Here is a 25,231-nt window from a genome sequence, read left to right on the forward strand (position 1 = left end):
GTGACGACGCACCGTTCGTGGTGCCGCGCCCCGGACGGTCATTCGAGACGCAGGTCCGCCGCCGCCTTCCAGAACCGCCCGATGCTCTCCTCGAGCAGACGAGCGCGGAACACGGCCTCGTCCGGGTCGTCGCCCCGGTCCAGACCGTCCTGGACGGTTTCGAGGGCCTGCCGCATGAGTTCCTCGGGATGGCCACCGTCGTAGTAGGTGAAGAACTCCTCGGGAACGGGCAGCTGTTTCTCGCGCACCCCGGCGGCGATCTCGGCGCAGCCGGAGAAGTAGATGGTCATGTCGGTGTGCAGCGCGAGCGCACCGCTGGCCTGACTTCCCGTCAGCGCGATCCACGACAGGGTGCTGTTGAAGGCGTAGGCCTCCCACTCGGCGGGCCAGCGGACGAGGTCGCGCTCGGCCATGCCCAGAGCCCGGGCGCATTCGAGCAGCTTCGGCAGCGCTCCGGTGATCAGCTCGCTCAACCGCGCGTAGAAGTCCACCACCGGACTGTGCGGAAAACGGGTCATGAACAGCCCGTAGACGGCGAGTTCGGCATGGTGGGCCTTCTCCTCCACGGCCACGAAGCGTTTGAGGTGTTCGACGGTGAGCGTGTTCTGGTTGAGTCGTTCGAGCAGCGCGTTGCCCACCGGACGTTCGGTGCGCATCTGGCGCACCCGTTCGACGAGTTTTTCGGCCTCGGCGGTCCTTCCGTCGCTCATGGCATCCTCCCGACCAACGCGTGGTGCGTCCTCGTCCTTCGCGTTCACGAGGAATTCCGCGAAAACCGGAGCCACACCGATTCCGATCCACGGGAATTCCCTGCCCACCTTTGTCCCCGTCCGAACTGACACGACGCTGACGCGGCGCTGACATCTCCGTTCTCGGTGGGAACGCCCCGAAAACGCGGAGATCACGAGAGGAGACAACACTGTCTCGACCTGTGGTGCGTCGCCTTCCGACGGAGTTATGGTGTGGCCGTCGCACCCGGAAACGAGCCGTGTGGGAACCACGGTCCCCGGACATCGGAATCGGAAGAGCGCGAAATTCCCCTCTTTCCGCACCGGCACAGGTGCCTCGTCCGCGCCGGAGGCCTCAGGGAGCACGGCCCATCGAGTTCCCCTCGTCACGGAGGCAACCATGTCCGAACGGACAGCGGCGATCGAACCCGTCGTGATCCGAACGCGGAACACGGATCCGCAGCAGGAACGACTCGTCAACGCCTACGAGTACGACGTCGACACCTGGCGCAGAGTACTCGGGCACAACCTTCTCTTCGAATGGGGTGTGTACGACCACCCGGCCTCCCCGCGTCCGGTGTCACTGGACGAGGCGGGAATCCGCTTCTTCGATCGTCAGCTCGAACTGGCCGAGCGGAACGCCTCGAAACCCCTGGACCCGCGCAGGATCCTCGACCTCGGGTGCGGCTGGGGGTACTGCCTGCTGCGCCTGGCCCAGTGGTTCCCGAGATGCCCGCGCCTGGAAGGGGTGAACATCAGTCGCAGCCAGCTGGAGCACTGTGGATCCCTGCTGGCCGGACACGGCCTGGAGCAGCGCACGAACCTGTACCTGTGCAACGCCCGTGACCTCCGCTCGTTGCCGGACGCCGACCTCGGCCACGACCTGGTGGTGATGCGCGGAGTGGCCACGCACTTCCCTCCCGAGCTCTACGAGAGTGCGGTGGCAGCGTTGGCCGACCGGGTCACCGCAGGAGGAATGCTGGTCATATCCGACACGCTCTACGACAACGCCGCCGACTCGACGGCGGCGATCACCGAGGACGAGAACGATCCCTTCGAGCTGCGGCACCGGAAGAGCCCCGAGTACTTCGTCCGCGTGTTGCGGGAAAACGGTTTCGCGATCCGCGACATGCGGGTGCTGCCGTCCAACACCGACGTCGCACACTGGCTGCTGGAACTGCGTTCCAACATCGAGACCCATTTTCCCGAGGGAGTCACGGGTGCCCTGGAAGAGATCCGGGTGGCGGCCGTCCACCTGTCGGTGATGATGTTGTGCGGGCAGGCGGGTGCCTACAACATCATCGCGGAGCGAGCGGAGTGAGCTCTCCCAACGCCTCGTCGAAAGACGGGTTCCGCGTGCCGTCCGTCGCGTCGGACACCACGCGGAACCCGCCCCACCTCAGACCGGCATGTCGAGAACCATCACCGGTTCCGTGGTGGGTCGTGCCGAACCGCCCTCGGGTTCGACGGTGACCGCCATGCGTTCGGCTCCCTCCGGAGCCCGGCTGACGACGCTGGACTCCGCCATTCCCGCCGCCGGTTCGAACACTCCCGCCGACACCGGCCTGCCCTCCTCCAGGAACCACAGTTGGTACACCCGGTTCGGCGGCGGCTCGGCCATGTCCGAACCGAGGAAGGCCACGCCTCCCCTCCGTTCCGAGATCACGACCGCGGCCCGGTTCTTCCCCTCGGAGCTGCGGACCACGCGCGCGTCGGGAGCCCGCAACAGCCGCATCACCCGCGTGGCGGTGTCGACCCGGTCGACCCCTTCGTCCTGGCGGGTGACTTCGGCGAGCTGCCGCTGGGTGTGCCAGGCGACTCCCCCGAAAACACCCGCCAGCACGACGCCGAGCGCGGCGGCGGCCACGGCCAGACGGGTCGTCCACGGATGCGGGGGTAGGAAGGCCGGAGCGCCCCGTCCGCCCCGGCCGCCTGTGCGGGGAGGACGTTGTCGCGTGCGGGCTACCTCCTCCAGCACCCGTTCCTTGAGCCCCTCCGGTGGGGAGGCGGCGGCGTCCGTCCCCAACCGGGCTGCCGTCTCACGCAGCTCCCGTACTTCCCGGGCACAGTCCTCGCACACGGCCATATGGCGCTCGAACCGTGCGCGCTCCGTCCCCGTGAGGGCGTCCAGCGCGTAGGCTCCGGTCAACGTCGACATCTCGGTGGTGCTCACCGGCTCACCCCCAGGCAGTCCCGGAGACGGATCAGTCCGTCCCGTAGCCGGGTCTTGATCGTCGCGGTCGGTGTTTCGAGCAGCCCCGCCGCTTCACGATAGGTGTAGCCGCGGTAGTAGGTGAGCATGACCGACTCGCGTTGCAGGTCGGTCAGGGTGGAGACACACCGGCGCAGCTGTCGTTGTTCGAACTGGGACAGCACCGCCTCGCTCACCTCGTCGAAGGGCCTTCCGAGCTGCTGCCGTCCGGTTCTGGTCTCCCGGTCGGCCGTGGCCTGGGAGGACCGCACCCGGTCCACCGCCTGCCGGTGGGCCAGGGTCATGATCCAGGACAGGGCACTGCCCCGTTCCGGTCGGAAGCGAGTGGCGTTGCGCCACACCTCGACCAACACCTCCTGGGTGACCTCCTCCGACTGGGCCTCGTCCCGCACGATACGCCGGACCAGACCGAACACCGGCCCCACGACCACGTCGTAGAGTCCGGAGAAGGCCTGCTCGTCGCCTCTGGCCACGGCCAACAGCAGTTCCTGTGGATCCGAGCTCGCCGTTCCCTCCTGCCCGGAAGTCGGGGAGGTCCTCGACGTCCCGTCCGTCTCTCGTTCGGTTCCGTGCTCCACGACGCCTCGTCACTTCCCTCCTGGTTCGAGGAACCCGAACTGCCCGACGTCCAGGTATCCGGCGCGGAACCCCGCCTCGCTGTAGGCGAGGTAGAATTCCCACATACGGCGGAAACGTTCGTCGAACCCGAGCCGTGCCAGTTCCTCCCAACCTCGCAGGAAACGCTCGCGCCACTGCCGCAGCGTCTCCGCGTAGCCGTCACCGAAGAAACGTCGTCCGGTGGGAACCAGACCGGTACAGCGGGTCACGGCCGTGTCGATGGCCCGCACCGAGGGAATCAACCCGCCGGGAAAAATGTACTTGTGGATCCAGGTGTAGCTGTTCCTGGTGGCACGCATCCGGGAGTGCGGCATGGTGATCGCCTGCAGACCGACCCGTCCTCCGGGCACCAACAGGCGGTCCAGGGCGGAGAAGTAGGTGGGCCAGAACTCGTGTCCGACCGCCTCGATCATCTCGACGCTGACCACCGCGTCGTAGCGGCCGGTGACGTCACGGTAGTCGCACAGCAACACGTCCACCCTGTCGGACACTCCCGCGGCGGCGACACGTTCCCGCGCCAGCCGCTGCTGTTCCGCGGACAGGGTCACGGTGGTCACCACGGCACCGCGTTCGGCGGCCCTGATCGCCAACGATCCCCAGCCCGTCCCGATCTCGAGCAGGTTCGTCCCGGAACCGACGTGGGCGAGGTCGAGAACTCCGTCGATCTTGCGTCGTTGGGCGGCGGCCAGGTCGTCCCCGGGAAAGAACCACCCGCCGGAATAGGTCATGGTCTCGTCGAGGAAGGCCGCGAAAACGTCGTTGGACAGGTCGTAGTGTCGTGCGATGTTGCTGCGGGCTCCCGGTCGGGTCCCGCGTTCGGCGGCGGGCTGCCGTCGTTCCACCCAGTGCCGGGCGTGCTGCAACGGTGCGGGGACCAGTGTCGACATCCGCTCGGCGAAGGGGGTCAGCAGCGCCGCCGGGTCCGGGCTGGACCAGTCTCCGGCCATGTAGGCCTCTCCGAAACCGATCTTGGCGTCCGCACCGAGCCGGTGGAAGAAGGCGTCGGGACGTTCGACACGCATCAGCGGTGTTCCGGTTCCGCCCGCCCCGAGTCGTTCTCCTCCGGCGAGCACGATGCGTACGGGAAGATCCCGTACCGCGCGTCGGAACAGCCGCTCGGCCGCGAAGGCCCGCACCGGGGCGTGGGGGGCCGGTCCCAGCCTCCTCCACGGAGGTGTCGGTTCCGTGTTCTCGGGACACCGAGAAACGACACTGGTGGTCATCGAACTCCTTTCCGCCGGACCGCGGGGCACCCGGATCCACGTGGTGCTCCCGCCGACCAGAGCGCGATTCCGTGCAGCCGGATCAGTGCGGCGACCCGGTGCGGGGTGAACGGACGGAACAGTTCGGTGCGCAGCATTCCCGCAGGGGTGCTGGGACGGCCGCGTCCGACCATGGTGGCTGTGAGCAGGGGGCTCCCGTCGCGCACGAGTTCCACCCGGATCGACAGACTCCGTCCCGGCGGTGTCAACGTCATCCGGTAGTTGGCCCGGTTCGGCAGGAACGGGGAGACGAAGAACGCCTTCTCCGTGTGGCAGTTCCCGTTCTCGTCCGGGTCGAGCAGGTAACGATGACGCCCTCCGTAGGTGTTGTGCACCTCGGCGACGACGCACGCGAGTTCCCCGCTGTGCCGGTAACACCAGTAGAGGCTGATCGGGTTGAACACGTAGCCGAACGTGCGGGCGTGGGCGAGCATCCACACGCGGCCACCCCCCAGGTCCACGCCGCGCCACCACAGCCAGCTGTCCAGGTTCTCGCGGATCCCGCGCTCCGGATCGTCGAAGTGATCACGAGAGTCGAAGGAGGCCACCGTGCGCAACGGTCCGGGAAGTCGCGGCAGCTCGTCGAGATCGACCAGCCAGGTGTGCAGCCGGTGTCGGAACGAACGCCGTGGCCGACCGTGCCTGTGGTGTCCCACCACCACGTCATAGCGGTACACGTGACTCACCTCCGACGCCGAGGGCCATGGCGGCGCGCATCCCGGACAGGCATCCGTCCTCGTGGAAACCCCAGCCGTGGTACGCCCCGGCGAAACGCAGGCGAGCATCCCCCAGTTCGGGTAACTGTCGTTGGGCGGCCACGGACTCCGGGGTGTAGACCGGATGGCGGTAGCGCATCCTGCGCACCACCCGATCCGGGTGGATCTGGTCGGCCGCGTTGAGCGTGACCACGTAGTTCTCGGGTTCGGCCAGTCGCATCAGCCGGTTCATGTCGTAACTGATCCGCGCGCCCATGGTCTGCTCCGCACACGTCTCCTTGAGGTAGTTCCAGCTCGCCCGTGCTCCCGACCGACGAGGCAGCGGGGAGGTGTCGGTGTGCAGCACGGCCTCGTTCTCGGAGTAGCGGAAGGCCCCCAGAACCCGGCGCTGCCGTTCGGTGGGGGCGGCCAGCAGGCGCAGGGCCTGGTCGGCGTGCGTGGCCACGACGACCCGGTCCACGCTGTGCGTCCGCCCGGTGTGATCCCGGATGTCCACTCCGTCCGCGTGGGGCTCCACCGCACGAACGGGAGTACGCCGGTTTATCACGGACAGGCGCTCGGCGATCCGACGGACGTACTCGTGCGAGCCACCGACCACGGTTCTCCACTCGGGAGATCCACCGACGCTGAGCATGCCGTGGTTGCGCAGGAACTCGAAGAGGTAACGCGCCGGGTAGTGAGCGCCGAGGGCGGGGTCGACCGACCACACCGCCGAAACCAGGGGAAGGGCGAAGTGCCGGACGAAGTACTCCGTGTACCCTCCCGACTCCAGGAACTGCCCGAACGTGGTGTCCTCCCCGTTCCGGGGGTGGTCGAGCAGCCGGCTGGCCTGTCGGTGGAAACGTCGGACCTGGGTGAGCAGACGCAGATAACGAACGTTGTTCAGATTCGCGCCGCCGGGGAACAGTCCACGTAGTTTCCTCGCTCCGGCGTACTCCAGCCCGCATTCCCGACAACTCACGCTCAGGGACATCTCGGTGTCCCGCGTGGTCACGCCGAGTTGGTCGAACAATCGGCACAGCCTGGGATAGTTACGTGGGTTGTGCACGACGAACCCGCTGTCGACCGCGACATCACGCCCGTCCTCGGCACTCAGGTGGTGGGTGTGGGCGTGCCCGCCCAACCTGTCCTCGGCCTCGAACAGCACCACGGTGTTACGCCCACTCAACAGATAGGCGGCCGTCAGTCCGGAGACGCCCGAGCCGATCACGGCCACCCGCGGCTGGCTCACCACGGCCCCTCCTTCCGCTGCGGGGCCGCGAACACCGACCGTCGGCGTGGCGGATGTCCGTGGGAAACGGGCGCAGCGCACGTCCCCGGACGAGGAAGCGGTGCGCACGGTTCGTTCGGTTCCATGCCCTCCATTCGGAGCGGCCGGAGACGCGGCTTGGTTGTTGTGACCGTGGACACACCCGGCAGTCCGGCGCGTCGAGCGCGCCGAATCACAACTCGGCGAAACCCGTGTCACGGAGGTGTTGGTGTCGCGAACCAGGGAAAACGAAGCCGGGGTGGCCGGGCTCGTGCGGAGCACCGTCGAACGAGCACTAGGAACACCTCTTCCCGTGGGCGTGAGCGCCTGGGACGGCAGCCGGGCGGGACCGACGCAGGGCCCGCGTGTGGTGTTGCGGCGTGCCCGCGCTCTGCGGCATCTGCTGTGGAGTCCGGGAGAGCTCGGTGCCGCGCGAGCGTTCGTCTCCGGCGACCTCGACGTCGAGGGGGACCTCGTGGAGGGGCTACGTCGCTGCTGGGAGGTAGCCCGGCAGTACAGTCCGCGGAGGCACTTCCCGCCGTACCGACACTGGTGGGAGCTGGGCAGGGCCGCCGTGCGGCTGGGAGCGCTCGGCCCCCGCCCCCCGGTTCCCACCTGTGAGGCACGACTGTCCGGAACCCGGCACAGTCGAGCACGGGACCGTTCGGTGATCAGTCATCACTACGACCTCGGCAACGAGTTCTACGAACTGCTGCTGGACCCGACACTGACCTACTCCTGTGGATACTTCACCGACGAGCGGGACGATCTGGAAACGGCCCAGTACAACAAGCTCGACCTGGTGTGCCGTGAACTGGGACTGCGCCCGGGGCAACGGCTGCTGGACGTGGGGTGCGGCTGGGGTTCTCTGGTCGTTCACGCCGCACGGAACCACGGTGTGCGCGCCAACGGAATCACCCTCTCCCGCCAGCAGTACGAGTACGCCAACAACAGGATCGAACGACTCGGGCTCGGTGATCTGGCCTCCGTCAGACTGCTGGACTACCGGGATCTCACCGACAGGCCCTACGACGCGGTGGCGAGTCTGGAGATGGGCGAGCACGTCGGTGCCGACAACTACCCCACCTATCTGGCGAGTCTGTTCCGGATGCTTCGTCCCCACGGGCACCTGCTGCTGCAACAGATGTCGCGCGGTTCGAAAGCGCCGGGCGGTGGAGCGTTCATCGAGTCCTACATCGCTCCGGACATGACCATGACCCCCGTGGGGCACACCCTCGACCGCCTCGAAACGGCCGGGTTCGAGATCCGCGGAGTGCGAGCTCTCCGGGAACACTATGCCCGCACCGTGCGATTGTGGGAACGGCGTCTGCACGAGCACGAGTCCGAAGCTCTCCGGATCCTCGGTGCGCAGCGGTATCGGGTGTGGCGGCTGTACCTGGCCGGGGGCGGGTTGGCCTTCGCGGAGAACCGGATGGGTGTCGACCAGATCCTGGCGACCCGTCCTGAGCAGGACGGTGGGCACACCCTCTTCCCGGGGGAAGGGAAATGACCGCCACGGAACTCCTCACACTCGCTGTCACGCTGGGAACTGCCCTCGTTCTGGTGTCGGTCACCTTCCTCGTGGCCCGTGCCCGGGGCAAGTACGACACGGTGGACACCGTGTGGGGGCTCGGATTCGCCCTGATCGCGGTACTGTCGTTCCTGATCACCGGAACCGGCCTCGTCGCCGGAGTCATGACGGTGCTCTGGGGGCTGCGGCTGGCCGTGCACCTGCACCGACGCAATCGGAACAAACCCGAGGACCCGCGCTACGCCGCGATGTCGCAGCGGTACGGATCCCGTCCGGCGGCCCGCATGTACACCAGGGTCTACCTGACCCAGGCGCTGCTCATGTGGTTCGTTTCGCTGCCGGTTCAGCTGACCGGTTCCGAGGTCGGGGTGTTCACCGCGCTGGGTGCCGTGGTGTGGGCGGTGGGACTGTTCTTCGAGACCGTGGGGGACGCCCAACTGCGACGTTTCCGGAACGATCCCGCCTCGCGAGGTGGAGTGCTCACCACGGGACTGTGGCGCTACACGCGACATCCGAACTACTTCGGCGACGCCTGCGTGTGGTGGGGGTTGTACCTGGTCTCCTGCCAACAGTGGCCCGGTCCGCTCACCGTGCTCTCCCCCCTGGTGATGACCTGGCTGCTGGCGCGGGGAACGGGCAAGCCCCTGCTGGAGGAACGTCTGCGACAACGACACCCCGAGTACGCGCGCTACGTGGCCCGCACCAGCGGTTTCCTCCCCTGGCCTCCGAGGAGGTCGTGACGGGGGGCGGGGTCGTCCGGAAGCACGGCTGGACAACTGATCAACTCCTGTTCGCCGCTCGGGGTCGGCCTCCGCCCTCGAGGAGTTCCGAACGTTCCTTCGCCCGTTCACCGTGAACCATGCACGGGCACGGGGTTTCGTCGCAGAACCGCGCTGGCGTGTCTGGCGGTGCTCAACAGCGCTCTCCTGGCCAGTGCCTCCCGGAACACGGAGGAGCCCGCCGTCACCGACAATGCCGCGACGGGAACCCGCGAAGTCCCCCAGACCGGGGTGGCGGCCGACCGCCTCCCCGACGGCGTGTCCACTCCGTCGAAAGTGACCGAGCACTGTCGCGCCTCGTGGAACTCGCGCAACAGGTCGGCCTCGGACGCGGCTGTGGTCGGGTTGGTGGCGTGGAAGTATCCGGTACCGATGTAGCGCTGGGCGGCGTTGCTGTCGTGGGCCAGCAGCACCTTGCCGGCGGCGGTGGTGTGTGCCGGAACCCGGTCGGAGCGTTCGGTGTCCTCATGCTGGGAATCCCGACCTCCCAGGCGGCACACCGCCGTGACCTCCGGTCCGACGAGTACGGACAGCTCGACCGTGTACCCCGTCACCTCGCGCAGCCGGGTCAGATACGGAAGGAGCCTGCTCCGCAGGACGTGGAACCTTCCCGCCTCGTCTCCGAACTCGATCGCGCACCCGCTGATCCGGTAGGTGGCACCCACCCGTTCGACGAGCTCCCGGTTGATCAGGGCGTTGAGCAGACGATGAGTGCTCGACTTGGGGATTCCCGAGTACTCGGACAGTTCCTTGAGGGTCAGGGGGAAACCACGGGTGTTGAGGATCCGCAGGAGAGTGAAAGCCCTGTCGAGCACCCGCAGTTCCGCGTGTTCCACGGCACCGTGGCCGCCGGTCCCGGTCTTCTCGGTCATCTGCCACCCTCTCCGTCGAGCCGGGGAGATCACGTTGTGCGGTGTCGGTTCCGCCCGGTTCGTCGGTTCCACACGCCCAGTCCGGGGAACCCGTCCACACGATCGCCTTCTCCGCTGACATGGCGCTGACACGGAGATGACGCCCGTAGCGCCTTCGCCGAACCGGCGAAACCGTCTCGTCGACGAAGCCACACCGAAGCCAGTGAAAACCCGATGTCAGCGCCGTGTCAGTGCCAAGTCAGCGGAAACCCGCACAGTCGAGGAAACACGAGGTCGAGATCTCGGACACGGAAGGAAGACGGAAAAACCACCGCAACCAGGGGAATTCTGCCTGACCAGCACGAAACGACGCACGTGAATTCGTTCCAGTCCGTAACCAGTTCGAACAACGGGATCCGCATTGAACACAGGAGCATCGATCAGGGACGCCGAAGAGCAGCGCACCGGAGCGGGATCTCGAGCACCGACCGGGGCCGCAGCGGCGGTCGAGGCACTCGAACACCACGGCGTCAGCACGGTGTTCGGCATTCCGGGTGGGGCCATTCTTCCGCTGTACGACGAGTTGACACGGTCCTTCGACATCCGTCATGTCCTGGCCCGCCACGAGCAGGGGGCGGGACACGCGGCGGAAGGGTACGCGCGTGCCACGGGCAAAGTCGGAGTCTGCCTGGCCACCTCCGGCCCCGGAGCGACGAACCTGATCACGCCGCTCGCCAACGCCTCGATGGATTCCACGCCCCTCGTGGCGATCACCGGACAGGTACCGAGCTGGTTGCGCGGCACCGCCGCGTTCCAGGAGACGGACATCTGCTCGGTGGCTCAGCCGCTCGTGAAACGAAGCTTCCGAGTCACGCGACCCGATGAGGTCCACGAAGCCATGCGGGAAGCGTTCCGCACCGCCCTGCACGGGCGACCCGGTCCGGTGTTGGTCGATATCACCAAGGACGCGCTACAAGGCCGAGCGGAACCAACGAATGTCTCCCTCCGCGAGGACGAGCTCCCGCCGCGATCTGAACGGAGGCTGCCGTCAGCGGATCGTCTCCATGCCGCTGCCGAGCACCTACGACGGGCTCGGCGTCCCGTGCTGTACGTGGGAGGCGGAGCGGTGGCCTCGGGAGCCCGCGAGGAAGTGTTGGACCTGCTGGCAATCACCCGAGCCCCCGTGGTCACCACGTTGATGGCGAAGGGAATCGTGCCGGAGAACCACCCCCAACATCTGGGGATGCCCGGTATGCACGGCACGGTGTCCGCCGTGGTGGGCCTGCAACACAGTGATCTGATCGTCGCGGTCGGTGCTCGCTTCGACGATCGGGTTACCGGGCGAATCGACACCTTCGCTCGGGATGCCCGGATCGTGCACATCGACGTCGACCCCTCCGAGATCAACAAACTCCGGCGCGCTGATGTCGCTCTTCAGGGTGACGCGTGTGCCGTGCTCACCGCCCTGAACGAACACCTGCGCGAGCAACCACCGACCTCTCGGAACGACTCGTGGTGGCAACGGCTCTCCCGCTGGCAGAAGAGGTACGACGTCGGCACTCCCTCGTCTTCCCGGAACGGAGTCTTGCACACCCGGGACGTCCTCACCACCATGCGGGAAAGGTGCCCGGACGGGACCGTGTTCACCACGGGAGTCGGTCAGCACCAGATGTGGGCGGCCCAGCTATTGTCGTTGACGGATCCACGCTCATGGATCACCTCCGGTGGAGCCGGAACCATGGGCTACGCCGTCCCCGCCGCCATGGGAGCCAAACTCGCCAGGCCGTGTGATTCGGTGTGGGCGATCGAGGGCGACGGCGGGTTCCAGATGACCTGCCAGGAGCTGGCCAGCTGCGCAGCCGAGGGAATCGCGATCAAAGTTGCCGTGCTCAACAATGGAACGCTCGGCATGGTCCGACAGTGGCAGGACGTGTTCCTCGAACAACAGTATTCGGCCACGACACTGGACCGTGACGTCCCGGACAACGCGGCACTGGCGCGCGCCATGGGATGCGTCGGTTTGCACTGTGCCCGACCCGAGGAGGTGGGGACCGTTCTCGCCGAAGCGGAGGCAACGAGCGACGCGCCCATGGTGATCGATTTCCGTGTCGACGCCACGGATCTGGTGTGGCCCATGGTTCCGGCCGGGGCGTCCAATGACGACATTCTGGTTTCCCGGAACGAGTATCCGAATTTCGATCATGTCGAGGGGTGACACCACTTTCTTCGCACCACCCTGTTTCCTTCCCGCACGATCAACCGGAGAAGCGCCATGATTCACCAGTCGGTTCCTCCACTGCGTGAATTCGCTGAACGGATACTTCCAGCCCCCGGGGGGGACACGACCCTGGGTGAGGGTGCCGTGACCACAGACTGCTCGTGCTGTACGTCCTGCCGAAGGACACGACCACGATTAGTATCCCGGCGGAACCATCCGAGTCACAGAGTTCCACCCGGAACGGATGAGGACATCACCGCCAGCTCCGTATCAGCTTCGTCAAGAAAGTCGACCGAACAACATATTTCCCGAAAACAGTTTCGAAACGTGCCGGATTTCACTGGTTCGAACGAACAGAAAGCTCCGGCGACCATCAGGAAACACACAGTGACAACCTCGGTGTCAGGAGAAGAAGGATGAAAGCACTGGTTTTTCACGGAACAGCACGTTTTTCCTGGGAGAGCATCGATGATCCTTCCCTTCTGTCCCCCACCGACATGATCGTCCGAGTGACAACGACGACCATCTGCGGAACGGACCTGCACATCATCCACGGCGATGTCCCCGATGTCGCAGCCGGTACCGTACTGGGCCACGAGGCCGTCGGCGAGGTCGTCGAGGTCGGAAGCGACGTTCGAACGGCGAAGCCGGGCGACCGTGTCCTGGTTTCGTGCATCACCTCGTGCGGACGCTGCGGCTACTGCCTGAAGGAACATACAGTCAGTGCCTCGGTGGGGGAGGCTGGAAGCTCGGGAACGCGGTTCACGGCACACAGGCCGAGTACGTCCGCGTCCCCTTCGCCGACACCTCCACCCATGTTCTCCCCGACGAGGCAGCCAACAACGAGGCGATCCTGGTCTCCGACGTCTACCCGACCGCCTACGAGACAGGGGTACTCAACGGCGGAGTCTCTCCCGGGGACACCGTGGTCATCGTCGGACCGGGCCCCATCGGGCTCGCCGCCCTCGGAGCGGCCAGACTCTACTCCGCCGGTCGGATCATCGTGGTCGGAAGGTCCGCACCCCGTCTGGAGGTGGCGCGACGTCTCGGAGCCGACGCCGCGGTCAGCCACACGGAGAACCCCGAGCAGCTGGTACGTGAGATAACACGGTCACGGGGCGCGGACGTGGTGATCGAAGCGGTCGGTTCCGCTGAGACCTTCGAACTGTGCACCCGTCTCGTCAGACCGGCGGGACGGATCGCCAGCATCGGTGTGTACGGAGAACCGGCGACACTGCATCTCGAGGAACTCTGGAACAGAAACATCACGATCACGACGGGGCTCGTCAACACCCACAGCACTCCCAGACTGCTGTCCCTACTCACAGCGGGACTGCTCCCCGTTTCGGAACTGGCCACCCACACGTTCGCGCTCCCGGACATCATGGAGGCCTACGACACGTTCGACAAGGCCTCGGAGAATCGTGCCATGAAGGTACTGCTGAACAACCCCGAGTGACCCCTCCGAGTTCTGGCACGGGGGCACGGCTTCGAACTCAGCCGAGGACGCACCGAGCACCAACCGGCTGTCCCGCGACGGGAAGGCACGTCAGTTCCCGCTCTCGTCCACGTTCGGCGGCTCGCCCCAGGAAGCCTCCAGGGCCGTACGCAGCTGCTCCACCGTGTCGCTTCCGATGCGCCGGGCCAGCTCCCGTTCCAGCTCGTCGAGGACGGCCTCGGCCTCGCCGTGCAGCTGCCGCCCCAGTCGGGTGCGCCGGATCAGCCTCCTGCTGGCCGACTCCGGGTGGGGGGACTGCTCCAGCAGTCCCGCGTCCATCAGACCGTGCACGGCCTGATGGGTGGTCTGCCGGGTGACTCCCATCCACTGGGCCAGTTCGGAGATCGTGGCCCCTCGCTCGTCGAGCACGGAGAACAGCTGGAGCTGGGTCGGCGATACCGGAGTCTGTCCTCTCTTCCGCAGCGTCTCCAGCAGCGCCTCCTCGAACCAACGACGGGCCTGACCGAGCAGCTGGGGGAGGTTGTGACCGGTGGTGTGCATTCGTCCCTTTCGCAGAGTTCCCGGAGGGGGTTTGTCGGACCACGAACACGTATGTCAGGCTACCTGACAGACAGAGTTCGCCGGCTCAGGAAGCAGACATGACGATCGAGTACGCCACCCGCTATCGGACAACCTCCCACATCCCGGCGGAACCGGGCAGGCCCTACTTCATCCGGAAGGGGGAGGGAGACCGCGCCCACCTCTTCGGAGACCTGGTCACCGTCTACGCGGGCGGGGAGCAGACCGAGAACACCTTCAACTTCTTCACCTGTGAGGGCCCCAAGGGCGACATCATCCCGGCCCACGTGCATCCGGACACCTACGAGGTCTTCTACGTGACGGCGGGAGCCGTGCGCCTGTTCGTGGAGGACACCGAGGGCGAACAGCAGGAAAGGCTGCTCGGCGAGGGCGACTTCGGTTTCGTCCCCAAGAACTGCCCCCACGCCTACCGCATGGAACGCCACCACAGCCGTGTCGTGGGGGTGGCCGCCGGTCCCGGCGGCACGTTCGAGCGTTTCTTCGAAAATCTCGGAGCCCCCACCGAACGACTCGGCCTGCCCACAGAACCCGTCGTCCCCCCGGCGGAACGGTTCGAACGGGTCGGTCACCAGTACGACGTGCGTTTCCTGCCCGAGCACCGGTGGCACACGGAATGAACGAGGCGAACGAAGCACGGCCAACTCTGCGGAGTCTCGTTGTCGCCCCGCATCCGGACGAGGCCGCCCTGCCTGCCGCCGCCGTGCGGGATGCGGGAGTGCGGACGCTGCGCGGCGTCCCCTACGCGGAGGTGAACGGCAGCAGGCCCCTCGAACTGGACCTGTGGCTACCCGCGCGGACGAACACCCCTGCTCCGCTGGTGCTGTTCGTCCACGGCGGAGCCTGGATGCGGGGACGCCGGGACGACATGGGACCGCGTACCCGTGACTGGAATCCCGGCCCGTTCGCGCGTCTGGCGGCGGAAGGACTCGCGGTCGCCTGCCTGGACTACCGTCTCAGCGGCGAGGCGGTCTTCCCGGCGCAGGTGGACGATCTCCACTCCGCACTGCGGTGGTTGACCCTGCGTCGCGACGAACTCGGGATCGACACCACACGAACGGTGGCCTGGGGCGAGTCCGCTGGCGGGCACCTGGCGGCGCTGCTGGCACTCACCCGTCCCACGCCCCCGCTGCGCGGGGCCGTGATCTGGTACGGCCCCGGTGGGGACCTGACCGCCGAACGGGAGAACTACTCACCGTGGGATCCGGACACCCCGGAAGCCCGCATGCTCGGTGCCGCCCCGGCCTCCGACCCCCCGTGGGCGCACACGGCCAGCCCCTCGGCACGGGCACATCCCCAGGCCCCGCCGTTCCTGCTGGTACACGGCGAGCGGGACACGATGGTGCCCTGCTCGCACAGTCGCGAACTCGCCGCCGCCCTGCGGCACCAGGGAGTCTCGGCCGAACTGCGGACGCTTCCCGGGTGCGAGCACGGCTGGTACGGGGCCTCCGAGGAGGAGGTCGAGGACGTCTTCGCCCGTTCACTGGCCTTCGCCGCACGGGTCCTCGGATGAGCCTCCGACAGTGACAACCGGGTGTCCGAAAGGGGTGGAAAAACCCTCCTCAACCGTGGTGGCTGCACCGGACGGACCACCGGAGGAGCGGAGAACAGCGGAGTGCTTGATCGGTCAGGTCACCAGCAGACTGGTCTGGACCCCAACGGGCCGAACCGGCACCTCGGCCCTCGAGGAGGAATCGTGTTCACCAGAAGGTCCTTCCTGACCGGACTGTCAACCACGGCCCTGGCGATTCCGACGCTGGCCGCCACTTCCGTGGCCTCCCCCGGAGCCCGCGAAGCACGTCCGGCCGTCCCCGCGCTGCCGCTGACCGTGGTCAACGACACCGGCGAGTTCGCCAACACGTCGATCACGCTCTACATCGTCGGAGTGGACCCCGGCGGCCGCCAGTGCCACGTCACCGCCGACGGACGGGCGGTTCCCGTCTCGTTCTCCGACAACGGCTCGGACGGATACGCCCACTACGGAATCCCGCTCAACAGCAACGGAAACACCACCCTCTCGCTGCCGCCCATGTCCGGGCGGATCTACTTCGCCCTGGGAGATGAACTGAAGTTCAGGGTCGTCGAAAGCGGTACGGGCGAACCCGCGTTGCAGTACCCGGCCGGATGGGTGCCGAGCGACCCGAGCAACACCGTGCCGCACGACACCTTCGAGTTCACACTCAACGAGCGGGGGATGCACTGCAACACGACCATGGTGGACATGTTCAGCGTCCCCTCGTCCATCCACCTTCTCGGCGCCGGCAACCGGACCACCGGTCGTATCGAGCCCGGAGGGCGGCAGCGAATACTATCCCAGGTCGCGGCCCATCCAGGGTTCGAGAACCTACGTCAGGGGGATTATCGGGTCATCGCACCCGGACACGCTCTGGACCTGGGGAAGTTCTCCCCCACCTACTTCGACCCCTACATCGACCGGGTCTGGGAGAAGTACCGCTCGACGAACATGACCGTCGACATCGGAACGGGCGTGTACACCGGAAGAGTTTCCGGGGACGAGTTCGTCTTCGACGGCGAGGTGGGCAGTTTCCCCCGCCCCACCACCCGCGACGTGCTGTTCTGTGACGGGGCGCTGCACGCCGGTGCCGCGCCCCGAGGGCCGGTGGCCGCGATCCTCGGGGCCGGACTCAACCGCTCCACACTGCACACCGTCACGAACCAGCCCTCGACCGACCCCGCGCGGTTCTACCGAGCGGAGATCTCCAACCACTACGCGCGGGTGATGCACGCCAACACCGTCGACGGCCGGGCCTACGGATTCGCGTTCGACGACGTGGCCGGTTTCGCCTCCTACGTCGAGGACGGCGCGCCCACCTCGGTGACGCTCACGCTCACCCCGTGGTGACCGTGACGAGCCACCCGGCCCAGGCGGACTCCTCCCCGGGCCGGGTGGTCACTCGAGAAGGTCGGCCAGTTCGGGGGCCTCTCGTCCCTCCGCCCTCGCGGCGGGGCGTCTGCCGAGCAGGAACTCGCCGACACGACGGTTCACCGCGGAAAACCGGGTCATCCCCAGTACCGTGCGCCGCAACCACAGTGCCCAGGACGACTCCGGCAGGAACCAGTCCGCCCCCGCACGGCCGGCCCGCTGCTTCTCCTCCACCACCGGTCGCCACAGTCTCTCGTACTCGACCAGGGCCCGTTCCGGTTCGGACTCCTTCGCCAGCCGCTCGGCCAACAGGTACGCTCCGCCGGACGCCAGGGAGGCACCCTGCCCGGCGAGCAGGGAGACCGCGTAACAGGCGTCGCCGAGCAGTACCACACGGCCGTTGCTCCAGCTCGGCACGAGACTCTGTGCGACCTGGTCGTAGTAGATCTCCTCGCTCGGAGGGCACTGCCGCAACACCTCGGGAACCACCCAGCCCAGTCCCGCGTACACCCGCCGCACCGCGGTACGGGGATCCTCGGGCAGGCCGGAGTTCCGCGCCCGGTGCACCCCGAAAACGGCCACCCGACCGTCCCGGAGAGCGTAGAGTCCCAGCTGCCTTCCGAGGGTGTCGGTGAGACAGAACCTCTCGCCGAGACGGTCCCGCACCTCGGGGGAGTCGAGGAGGAACGCCGTCGTGTGCAGCCCCAGGTGACGCAGGAACCGGGACTCCGCACCGAAGACCAGCCGCCGCACCGTGGAATGGATCCCGTCCGCTCCCACGAGCAGGTCGGCCCCGATCTCGGTGCCGTCCTCGACGGCGACGCGAACCCCGCCGTCCTCCTCCCGCACGGCGACGGGACTCGTCCCGAAACGCGTCTCGACCGTCGCGGGAAGACTCTCCCACAACACGCTCTCCAGGTCCGGGCGCATCACGTTCAGGAAGTCTCCCGAGGTGAACTGTTTGGGATGGGCCCCCGCGCGACGCCGCCCGTGCCGGTCGAGCAGGCTGGCCTCCTCGAACTCGTAGGAGATCCGCTCGACGGCGGGTAACAGTCCCATCGCCTCGACGGCCCGATAGCCGGGACCGAAGAAGTCGATCATGTATCCCTGTTCCCGTGGACGGGGGCTGCGTTCCAGCAGCACGACGTCCCCACCGAACGCGGCGATCCGGTTCGCCAGGGTGAGACCGGCTATTCCGGCCCCGCAGACCACCACTCTCATGGTCACTCCCTCGTCGTGGAGTTCTGACTGAGCATCCCGCGCAGCACGACCGACACGGAGCCGGGATCCGGAACGGAACCCAGCCCACGCTGCAACAACAACCCGTCGAACGAGGCCAGCAACACGGCGGCCGTCTCCTCCGGGGCGGCGATCCCGTGGCCACGCAGCCACTGCCCGACCCTTTCCCGGAAACCGGTCACCAGCTGGCCGAACTCGCAGCGCAGGGACTCGTCCCTGGTGGAGGCCAGATAGGTTTCGACCAGCAGCAGTGACTCCCGGTCGAAGCCGGTGTAACGCTGCACCGCCGCACACATCGTGTCCACGGCCTCGTCCGGAGTGCGTGCGGACTCCACGCTCTCGGCGAGCTCCTCCAACATCCGCCGCGCGAAAGCGGTGACGGCCGTCCGCAACAGCACCGACAGGGACGGGAAGTGGTAGTGCACCACGCTCGGGTTCACCCCGGCCCGATCGGCCAGCACTCTGGTGCTCACGGCGGCCCACCCCCGTTCGGGGATGAGTTCGACGGCGGCCTCCAACAGCCGCTGACGCACCTGCCGTCCGTGTTCCGCCGCCGGTGATGCCATCGTCCCCATCCTCTCGGGCAATCGTTCAGGTCGATCGTCCTGTACGTTCGACCTGAACGTACCGCTCCGAGCACGGAGAAAACAACCCCTCCCGGCCCGCACACCTGTCCGTGCGGGCCGAGGACGGATCCGTATACCGAGGAGAGCACCGCGTTTCCCGCGGCACCCCGTACACGGCGACAAGTCCGGAGCGGGACCGTTTCAGCGGCAACGAGCCGGTTAGGCACCCCACCCGCCGTTACCGGACACATGGCCTCGGCAAAGACTCACGCCTCCGGACCGTTTCGCCGGGCCGGCACCTACCGAATGTAGAGCCCGTAGGAGGCCCCGTTGCCCTGGATGTCGTAGGAATGCTTTCCTGACCGGACAGTCACCCTGCCGATCAGGTCGTCGAGACCGCCCGGACCGTCATCGTCCCAGATTCCGATGGTGGTTCCGTCGTGTACTCGCACATTGGGATTTTTGGAGTCGTTCTCCGACATACTCGTCGGACCCCAAAGATTGGCTCCACCTGTCACCCGGATGAACGTCTCGTCCGCCCCGGGCCAGTCCTGGGTGTTGAAGCAGGTGATCTTGGTGATGGTGCGCGCGGCGGGAGTCTCCGCCTCCGTGGCAGCCATTGCCGCCCCGGGAACCAGACAGCCGAGGGCCATGCCCGCGGCGAGACCGACACGAGTCGTGGTACGCACGATACTACCTCCATACGGTGCTTGATCGACTGATCACGAAAGAAGCTCTCGAAAAAGACCCCCATTTCGTCGCTCGGCCCCCAAAAAACCGAGCGGCCCCGAATATATTGACCATCGACGCGGAGGTCATCAAAGAATCCGCGAGGTTCGCCCTATCGAGTGAGCTCCGGGCTGCATGGTCCACCGAAAAAGTTCATAAACACGACGGAAGGGACGGCACCCCGACGACGGGACACGTTCGACGTGACATTTTCCGGATTACCGGTCTCGTGTTCCCGACAACGACGAATTCTCCCCCGGAGCGGACCGGGTTCCACGAACCTTTCCCGAAGCCCCGCAGCGGGTTCCTTCCGGCGATGCGGCAATGGGACGGCAGCCACCCGCCAGAACCGGCCGGAACGAGTTCACACGGGCATCACCGTCACGGATCCTCGCCCCGCGACACTTCGGGCTCCCCGCCGGAAGGATCCCGCACCGGGCTCGTCGTGGAGCGGGACCGCTCCCGATCCAACTCAGCGAGGGTCTCGTCGATCCACTCCAGCCAGAAACTCTCCAGCTTGATCCCGGCGCGCAGCACGAGGTGGCGCAGTCGGTCCCCGGAGGCGGCACCCTCCTCGCCCCCGTCGGGGAAGTCGGACTGCTCGATGTCGAGGTACTCGGACAGACGCTGCCGATGCAGCAGGCGATGTCGCCGCAGTTGTTCGTCCACACCGTTCAGTCCGACCACGGCGGCGGCCCGCAGTCGCAGCACCAACGCGTCCCTGATCGGTTTCGGATCGGCCTCCGTGCCCACCCACTCGGCCAGCGCAGCACGCCCCTCGGGCAGGACCTCGTACTCCTTCCTGCCCCCACGCCCGGGCTCCCCGGGAAGCGTGCGGATCCATCCGGCCCGTTCGAGCCTGGCCAGCTCCCGGTAGATCTGTTGGTGCGTGGCCGGCCAGAAGTATCCGATCGACCGGTCGAACCTGCGCGTCAGCTCCAGTCCCGAGGAGGGCTTCTCCAGCAGAGCGGTGATGATCGCGTGCTGCAGCGACATGCGGAAACCACAGCCTCTCCGACGTTCCGGGGTTCGCGAACGCCATTCTAGGTTCGTCACGCCCGCCGCCCGCAGAACCGTTCACGTCCGGCGGTGAGCGGGGTCACCATCGAGTCGAGCGGTCTTCTTCCGGGGAACAACACGAACATCCGGTGTGTTCGCTCCAGCGAACCCGATCCCCGAGGAAGGTGCGAGATGCAGTTCGGCGTCTTCAGCGTCGGTGACGTCACCCCGGATCCCACCACGGGGCGTGTGCCGAGCGAGCACGAACGACTCACCGCGATGGCCACCATCGCCCAGAAAGCGGAGGAGGTGGGGCTGGACGTGTTCGCCACCGGTGAGCACCACAATCCCCCCTTCGTGCCCTCCTCCCCGACCACCATGTTGGGCTACGTGGCAGCCCGGACCGAACGACTGGTCCTGTCCACCGCGACCACCCTGATCACCACGAACGACCCCGTCAAGATCGCCGAGGACTTCGCCGTCCTGCAGCACCTCGCCGGCGGCCGGGTGGACCTCATGCTGGGACGGGGCAACCAGGCGGCGGTGTATCCCTGGTTCGGCCAGGACATCCGCCAGGGCATCCCGCTGGCCCTGGAGAACTACCATCTGTTGTACCGCCTGTGGCGTGAGGAGGAGGTGGACTGGGAGGGCCGGTTCCGCACCCCCCTGCGGGGGTTCACCTCCACACCTCGTCCGCTGGACGGGATCCCGCCGTTCGTGTGGCACGGATCCATCCGCAGTCCCGAGATCGCCGAACAGGCCGCCCGTTACGGCGACGGCTTCTTCCACAACCACATCTTCTGGCCTGTCGAACACACCCGGCGCATGGTGGAGCTGTACCGGCAGCGTTTCGAGGACCACGGGCACGGCTCGGCCGAGCAGGCGATCGTCGGGCTCGGAGGTCAGGTGTTCATGCGTCCCCGCTCGCAGGACGCGGTGGCCGAGTTCCGTCCGTACTTCGACAACGCCCCCGTCTACGGGGGAGGACCGTCGTTGGAGCGGTTCATGGCCGAGACCCCGCTCACCGTGGGCAGTCCCCAACAGGTCATCGAGCGCACGCTGTCCTTCCGCGAGTACGTCGGCGACTACCAGCGTCAGCTCTTCCTGGTGGACCACGCCGGATTGCCGCTCAGGACCGTGCTGGAACAGCTCGACATCCTCGGCGAGGAGGTGGTTCCGGTGCTGCGCAGGGAGTTCGCCGCCCGCAAACCCGCCCACGTACCGGAGGCGCCCACGCACGAGCGCCGTGTGGCGAGCTCGGGCGACGGCGGCACGTGAGCCACGGGGACCCCGGGGTTCCCCGCCGCTGCTGGCGCGACGTCCGCGCCTGGGCAACGATGGGGGTGTAGACACGTCCCTTCCCGTGGGGGTGGTGGTGTGCCCGTGGAACACACGCTGGGAGTGGAGGAGGAATTCCACCTCGTCGACCCCACCACGGGGGAACTGTCCCGCTCGTCTCCCCCGCTGACCGGCGGGGAGGACACCCCCTCGGGACACCTCGGTCCCGAACTGCTGTGCTCCCAGGTCGAGCTGTCCACTCCCGTGTGTTCGGACCTGGCGGAACTGCGCGGGACACTGAGTCGACTCCGTGAGGACCTCGCCCACCGGGCCGAGCGACGCGGGGAACGGCTGGTGGCCAGCGGAACGCACCCGGGGGACCACACTCCGACGATCACCCCCTCCCGCCGGTACGAGGAGATGGCCACCCGCTTCGGTGTGGTCGCCCGCAGGCAGGTGGTGTGCGGATGTCACATCCACGTGGGGGTGGCCGACCCCGAGCTGGCCGTGGCCGTGATGAACCGGTCCAGACCGTGGCTGTCCGTCTTCCTGGCGCTGTCGGCGAACTCGCCGTTCTGGCGCGGTGAGGACACCGAGTACGACAGCTACCGGGCGCAGGTGTGGTGGCAGTGGCCCAGCGCGGGGATGCCCGGGGTGTTCGACTGCTATTCCGACTACGTGGAGCTGACCCAGCGGCTCGTCGACTCCGGGGTGTTGCAGGACCGGGGGATGCTCTACTGGGACGTGCGCCCCTCCGAGCACCTCGCCACGGTGGAGTTCCGGATCTGCGACGTGGTGCCCAGGGTGGAACAGACCGTGATGCTGGCGGGCCTGGCCCGGGCCCTGGCCGCGCACTGCGTGGCCGAGGAACGCGGCGGAGTTCCGCTGCCGCGCTCCGTTCCGGAGCTGGAGCGGGCGGCCCGCTGGCGCGCCGCCCGCTCCGGACTGTCCGGCGAGCTGATCGATCCGGTCACGGCGCGGGCCCACCCCGCCGAGAAACGCGTACGGACGCTGTTGGCGTATCTCGAACCGGCCCTGCGTGCCCACGGGGACCACGACACGGTGCACGAGCAGGTGAACCGGCTGTTGCGGGAGGGTACGAACGCGAACCTGCAACGGGAGGCGTTCCGCGTCAGGAACGAGCTGCACGACGTGCTGCGGGCCACGACCGTGCCCTCCGTCGAGGAGTGAGTCCGGCGCGGGGTCCTCCGCGTCGCCCGGAACAGTCCGAGTTCCCGGGAACCCTCACAGCGCCGCCGCCAGCCGGGTGCCCTCGTCGATCGCACGTTTGGCGTCCAGTTCCGCCGCTTCGGAGGCACCTCCGATCAGGTGGGGCCGCTGTCCCCCTGCCCGCAGCTGTTCGTACAGCTCCCTGCGGGGTTCCTGACCGGTGCACACCACGATGTTGTCCACGGGAAGCACCCGCCGTTGCCCCTCGTGGTCGAGGTGCAGTCCCTCGTCGTCGATCCGGTCGTAGGTGACCCCGGCCAGCGTGGTGACCCCGCGGTCGCGGAGCTCGGCCCGATGGATCCAGCCGGTGGTGGTGCCGAGACCCGCTCCGACCTTGCCGGTGCTGCGCTGCACCAGGTACACCTCGCGTGGTATCCGCTCGGGAAGAGGCCGGGTCAGCCCGCCGGGCGCGGTGCGCTCCACGTCGACGCCCCACCGGGCGAAAAAGACCTCCGGCCGGTGCGCGGCCTCCTCGTCCGAGGCGGTGAGGTACTCGGTGACGTCCACCCCGATCCCCCCGGCCCCGATGACGGCGACGCGCTGGCCGACAGCGGCCCGACCGTGGAGCACGTCGAGGTAACCCAGCACGCTGGGGTGGTCGATTCCGGGGATGTCGGGAATCCGGGGAACCACACCGGTGGCGAGCACGATCTCGTCGTGTCCCGCCGCGGACAGCTGCTCCGCGTCGAGCTCGGTGCCGAGTCGCAGCCGCACCCCGTACGCGTCGAGGTGGTGCCGGTAGTACCGCAGGGTCTCCTCGAACTCCTCCTTGCCCGGCACACGCCGGGCGATGTCGAGTTGGCCTCCCACGGACTCGGCGGCGTCGTAGAGGGTGACCCGGTGCCCGCGTTCGGCCGCGGCCACGGCGCAGGACATCCCGGCGGGACCGGCCCCCACGATCCCCACGTCCCGAACACGGCGCGTGGGGGACAGCACCAGCTCCGTCTCGTGGCAGGCGCGGGGGTTGACCAGGCAGGACGTGGTTTTCCCCGCGAACACGTGATCGAGACAGGCCTGGTTGCACCCGATGCAGGTGTTGATCGCCTGGGGGGTTCCCGCGGCCGCCTTGGCGACGAAGGCGGGGTCGGCCAGCAGCGGGCGGGCCATGGACACCAGGTCGGCGTGACCGTCGGCCAGTACCCGTTCGGCGACCTCGGGGGTGTTGATGCGGTTACTGGTGACCAGCGGAACGGAGACCTCGCCCATCATCCGCTCGGTGATCCGGGTGAAGGCCGCCCGGGGGACGGAGGTGGCGATCGTGGGGATCCGGGCCTCGTGCCACCCGATGCCCGTGTTGATGACGTCGGCCCCGGCCTTCTCGACCTCCCGGGCCAGTCGGAGCACCTCGTCCTGGGTGGCTCCCTCCGGCACCAGGTCGATCATGGAGAGTCGGTAGATCACCGCGAACCGTTCACCCACTCGCTCGCGGACACGGCGGAGGATCTCCAGCGGGAAGCGCATCCGGTTCTCGAGGGAACCTCCCCACCGGTCCTGCCGTTTGTTGGTGGCGCTGACGAGGAACTCGTTGATCAGGTAGCCTTCCGAGCCCATGACCTCGACGCCGTCGTAGCCGGCCGCGGCGGCCAGCTCCGCACAGCGGGCGAAGTCCTCGACGGTCCGTTCGACCTCCTGCTCACTCAGTTCCCGCGGCACGTGCGGGCTGATCGGAGCTCGTAACGCGCTGGGGGCCACGGGGTTCTCGTGGTAGGCGTATCGTCCGGTGTGCAGGATCTGCATGGCGATGCGTCCCCCTTCGCGGTGGACCGCGTCGGTCACCACCCGGTGCCGGTCCGCCTCCTCGGGCGTGGTGAGTGCCGCGCCTCCCCGGTAGGCCCTTCCTTCCTCGTTGGGGGAGATGCCACCGGTGACGATCAGTCCGACTCCGCCGCGCACCCGTTCCGCGTAGAAGGCGGCCATGCGTTCGAACCCGTCGGGAGCCTCCTCGAGTCCGACGTGCATGGAACCCATGATCACCCTGTTGGGCAGGGTGAACGGTCCCAGGTCCAACGGGCTGAGCAGGTGGGGGTAGGCGGTCATCGGCTTCCTCCTGGGGTTCTCACGGAGCACGGTCAACCACGCCCCAGCCTATTGCAACTAGTTGCATAAA

At 67.5% G+C, this 25,231-nt stretch carries 22 protein-coding genes and 1 pseudogene; 10 read left to right on the forward strand and 13 right to left on the reverse strand.

Features of this window, described 5'->3' with window-relative positions; translation table 11 throughout:
- Positions 1-38: 38 nt before the first annotated feature.
- Positions 39-710 carry a hypothetical protein gene (locus CEP50_RS09930; RefSeq protein WP_146134785.1) on the reverse strand — a complete coding sequence of 224 codons (672 nt, stop codon included), beginning with the start codon at positions 708-710 and terminating at the stop codon, positions 39-41.
- 418 nt (positions 711-1,128) lie between these two features.
- Between CEP50_RS09930 and CEP50_RS09935 the strand changes: the two genes are divergently transcribed.
- Entirely contained in the window at positions 1,129-2,049 is a 921-nt protein-coding gene (locus CEP50_RS09935) for an SAM-dependent methyltransferase (protein ID WP_106113663.1), read from the forward strand.
- Positions 2,050-2,127: 78 nt separating this feature from the next.
- Here CEP50_RS09935 and CEP50_RS09940 read toward each other — a convergent pair whose 3' ends face one another.
- The 5 genes from CEP50_RS09940 to CEP50_RS09960 are packed head-to-tail and all read right to left on the reverse strand — an operon-like array spanning position 2,128 to position 6,767.
- Positions 2,128-2,901, reverse strand: a complete 774-nt coding sequence (locus tag CEP50_RS09940) for an anti-sigma factor (RefSeq protein ID WP_106113664.1) — start codon at positions 2,899-2,901, stop codon at positions 2,128-2,130.
- Positions 2,898-3,518 carry an ECF RNA polymerase sigma factor SigK gene (gene sigK, locus CEP50_RS09945; RefSeq protein WP_106113665.1) on the reverse strand — a complete coding sequence of 207 codons (621 nt, stop codon included), beginning with the start codon at positions 3,516-3,518 and terminating at the stop codon, positions 2,898-2,900. The genes CEP50_RS09940 and sigK overlap by 4 nt, the downstream gene beginning before the upstream one ends.
- A gap of 9 nt (positions 3,519-3,527) precedes the next feature.
- Positions 3,528-4,781, reverse strand: coding sequence for an SAM-dependent methyltransferase (locus CEP50_RS09950; protein ID WP_181188314.1), 1,254 nt, complete (start codon positions 4,779-4,781; stop codon positions 3,528-3,530).
- The gene (locus CEP50_RS09955) at positions 4,778-5,497 is read right to left on the reverse strand and encodes a DUF1365 domain-containing protein (RefSeq protein ID WP_106113666.1); all 720 of its coding nucleotides are present in this window, start codon (positions 5,495-5,497) and stop codon (positions 4,778-4,780) included. Before CEP50_RS09955 ends, CEP50_RS09950 begins: the two co-directional genes overlap by 4 nt.
- Positions 5,484-6,767, reverse strand: coding sequence for an NAD(P)/FAD-dependent oxidoreductase (locus CEP50_RS09960; protein WP_258175133.1), 1,284 nt, complete (start codon positions 6,765-6,767; stop codon positions 5,484-5,486). Before CEP50_RS09960 ends, CEP50_RS09955 begins: the two co-directional genes overlap by 14 nt.
- A 247-nt stretch (positions 6,768-7,014) precedes the next feature.
- On the opposite strand from CEP50_RS09960, the gene CEP50_RS09965 reads away from it, so the two are divergent.
- Positions 7,015-8,295, forward strand: coding sequence for an SAM-dependent methyltransferase (locus CEP50_RS09965; protein WP_106113668.1), 1,281 nt, complete (start codon positions 7,015-7,017; stop codon positions 8,293-8,295).
- A complete protein-coding gene (locus CEP50_RS09970) occupies positions 8,292-9,056 on the forward strand; it encodes a DUF1295 domain-containing protein (protein WP_106113669.1) in 765 nt (254 codons plus the stop codon). Before CEP50_RS09965 ends, CEP50_RS09970 begins: the two co-directional genes overlap by 4 nt.
- Positions 9,057-9,163: 107 nt before the next feature.
- Here CEP50_RS09970 and CEP50_RS09975 read toward each other — a convergent pair whose 3' ends face one another.
- On the reverse strand, positions 9,164-9,967 hold the full coding sequence (locus CEP50_RS09975) for an IclR family transcriptional regulator (protein WP_106113670.1): 804 nt from the start codon (positions 9,965-9,967) through the stop codon (positions 9,164-9,166).
- Positions 9,968-10,367: 400 nt separating this feature from the next.
- Between CEP50_RS09975 and ilvB the strand changes: the two genes are divergently transcribed.
- A complete protein-coding gene (gene ilvB, locus CEP50_RS09980; protein WP_258175134.1) occupies positions 10,368-12,161 on the forward strand; it encodes a biosynthetic-type acetolactate synthase large subunit in 1,794 nt (597 codons plus the stop codon).
- A gap of 419 nt (positions 12,162-12,580) precedes the next feature.
- A pseudogene (locus CEP50_RS09985) lies at positions 12,581-13,623 on the forward strand (alcohol dehydrogenase catalytic domain-containing protein).
- Between the two features lie 90 nt (positions 13,624-13,713).
- Here the strand turns inward: CEP50_RS09985 and CEP50_RS09990 are convergent.
- The gene (locus CEP50_RS09990) at positions 13,714-14,163 is read right to left on the reverse strand and encodes a MarR family winged helix-turn-helix transcriptional regulator (RefSeq protein WP_106113671.1); all 450 of its coding nucleotides are present in this window, start codon (positions 14,161-14,163) and stop codon (positions 13,714-13,716) included.
- Between the two features lie 98 nt (positions 14,164-14,261).
- On the opposite strand from CEP50_RS09990, the gene CEP50_RS09995 reads away from it, so the two are divergent.
- The 3 genes from CEP50_RS09995 (at position 14,262) to CEP50_RS10005 (ending at position 17,062) form a co-directional block, all read left to right on the forward strand.
- On the forward strand, positions 14,262-14,819 hold the full coding sequence (locus CEP50_RS09995) for a quercetin 2,3-dioxygenase (protein ID WP_106113672.1): 558 nt from the start codon (positions 14,262-14,264) through the stop codon (positions 14,817-14,819).
- Positions 14,816-15,712: an alpha/beta hydrolase gene (locus CEP50_RS10000; RefSeq protein ID WP_106113673.1), complete on the forward strand. Its 897-nt coding sequence runs from the start codon at positions 14,816-14,818 to the stop codon at positions 15,710-15,712. The genes CEP50_RS09995 and CEP50_RS10000 overlap by 4 nt, the downstream gene beginning before the upstream one ends.
- 183 nt (positions 15,713-15,895) lie before the next feature.
- Positions 15,896-17,062 carry a beta-1,3-glucanase family protein gene (locus CEP50_RS10005; RefSeq protein ID WP_106113674.1) on the forward strand — a complete coding sequence of 389 codons (1,167 nt, stop codon included), beginning with the start codon at positions 15,896-15,898 and terminating at the stop codon, positions 17,060-17,062.
- A 48-nt stretch (positions 17,063-17,110) separates the two neighbouring features.
- Here CEP50_RS10005 and CEP50_RS10010 read toward each other — a convergent pair whose 3' ends face one another.
- The 4 genes from CEP50_RS10010 to CEP50_RS10025 all read right to left on the reverse strand — a co-directional run bounded on the left by CEP50_RS10010 (position 17,111) and on the right by CEP50_RS10025 (position 20,613).
- A complete protein-coding gene (locus tag CEP50_RS10010; RefSeq protein WP_106113675.1) occupies positions 17,111-18,304 on the reverse strand; it encodes an FAD-dependent monooxygenase in 1,194 nt (397 codons plus the stop codon).
- A 2-nt stretch (positions 18,305-18,306) separates the two neighbouring features.
- Positions 18,307-18,888, reverse strand: coding sequence for a TetR/AcrR family transcriptional regulator (locus tag CEP50_RS10015; protein ID WP_106113691.1), 582 nt, complete (start codon positions 18,886-18,888; stop codon positions 18,307-18,309).
- Positions 18,889-19,187: 299 nt separating this feature from the next.
- Complete coding sequence (locus CEP50_RS10020) at positions 19,188-19,577, reverse strand: hypothetical protein (RefSeq protein ID WP_106113676.1); 390 nt, start codon at positions 19,575-19,577, stop codon at positions 19,188-19,190.
- 421 nt (positions 19,578-19,998) lie between these two features.
- On the reverse strand, positions 19,999-20,613 hold the full coding sequence (locus CEP50_RS10025; RefSeq protein ID WP_258175135.1) for a PadR family transcriptional regulator: 615 nt from the start codon (positions 20,611-20,613) through the stop codon (positions 19,999-20,001).
- A gap of 195 nt (positions 20,614-20,808) precedes the next feature.
- Here CEP50_RS10025 and CEP50_RS10030 point away from each other — a divergent pair, with 195 nt between their 5' ends.
- Positions 20,809-21,894, forward strand: coding sequence for an LLM class flavin-dependent oxidoreductase (locus CEP50_RS10030; protein ID WP_106113677.1), 1,086 nt, complete (start codon positions 20,809-20,811; stop codon positions 21,892-21,894).
- Positions 21,895-21,993: 99 nt separating this feature from the next.
- Positions 21,994-23,085, forward strand: a complete 1,092-nt coding sequence (locus tag CEP50_RS10035; protein WP_106113678.1) for a carboxylate-amine ligase — start codon at positions 21,994-21,996, stop codon at positions 23,083-23,085.
- A 54-nt stretch (positions 23,086-23,139) separates the two neighbouring features.
- Here CEP50_RS10035 and CEP50_RS10040 read toward each other — a convergent pair whose 3' ends face one another.
- Positions 23,140-25,161 carry an oxidoreductase gene (locus CEP50_RS10040; protein ID WP_106113679.1) on the reverse strand — a complete coding sequence of 674 codons (2,022 nt, stop codon included), beginning with the start codon at positions 25,159-25,161 and terminating at the stop codon, positions 23,140-23,142.
- Positions 25,162-25,231: the final 70 nt, after the last annotated feature.

Source organism: Actinopolyspora mortivallis (genome assembly GCF_003001495.1).
Classification (GTDB): Bacteria; Actinomycetota; Actinomycetes; order Mycobacteriales; family Pseudonocardiaceae; genus Actinopolyspora; species Actinopolyspora mortivallis_A.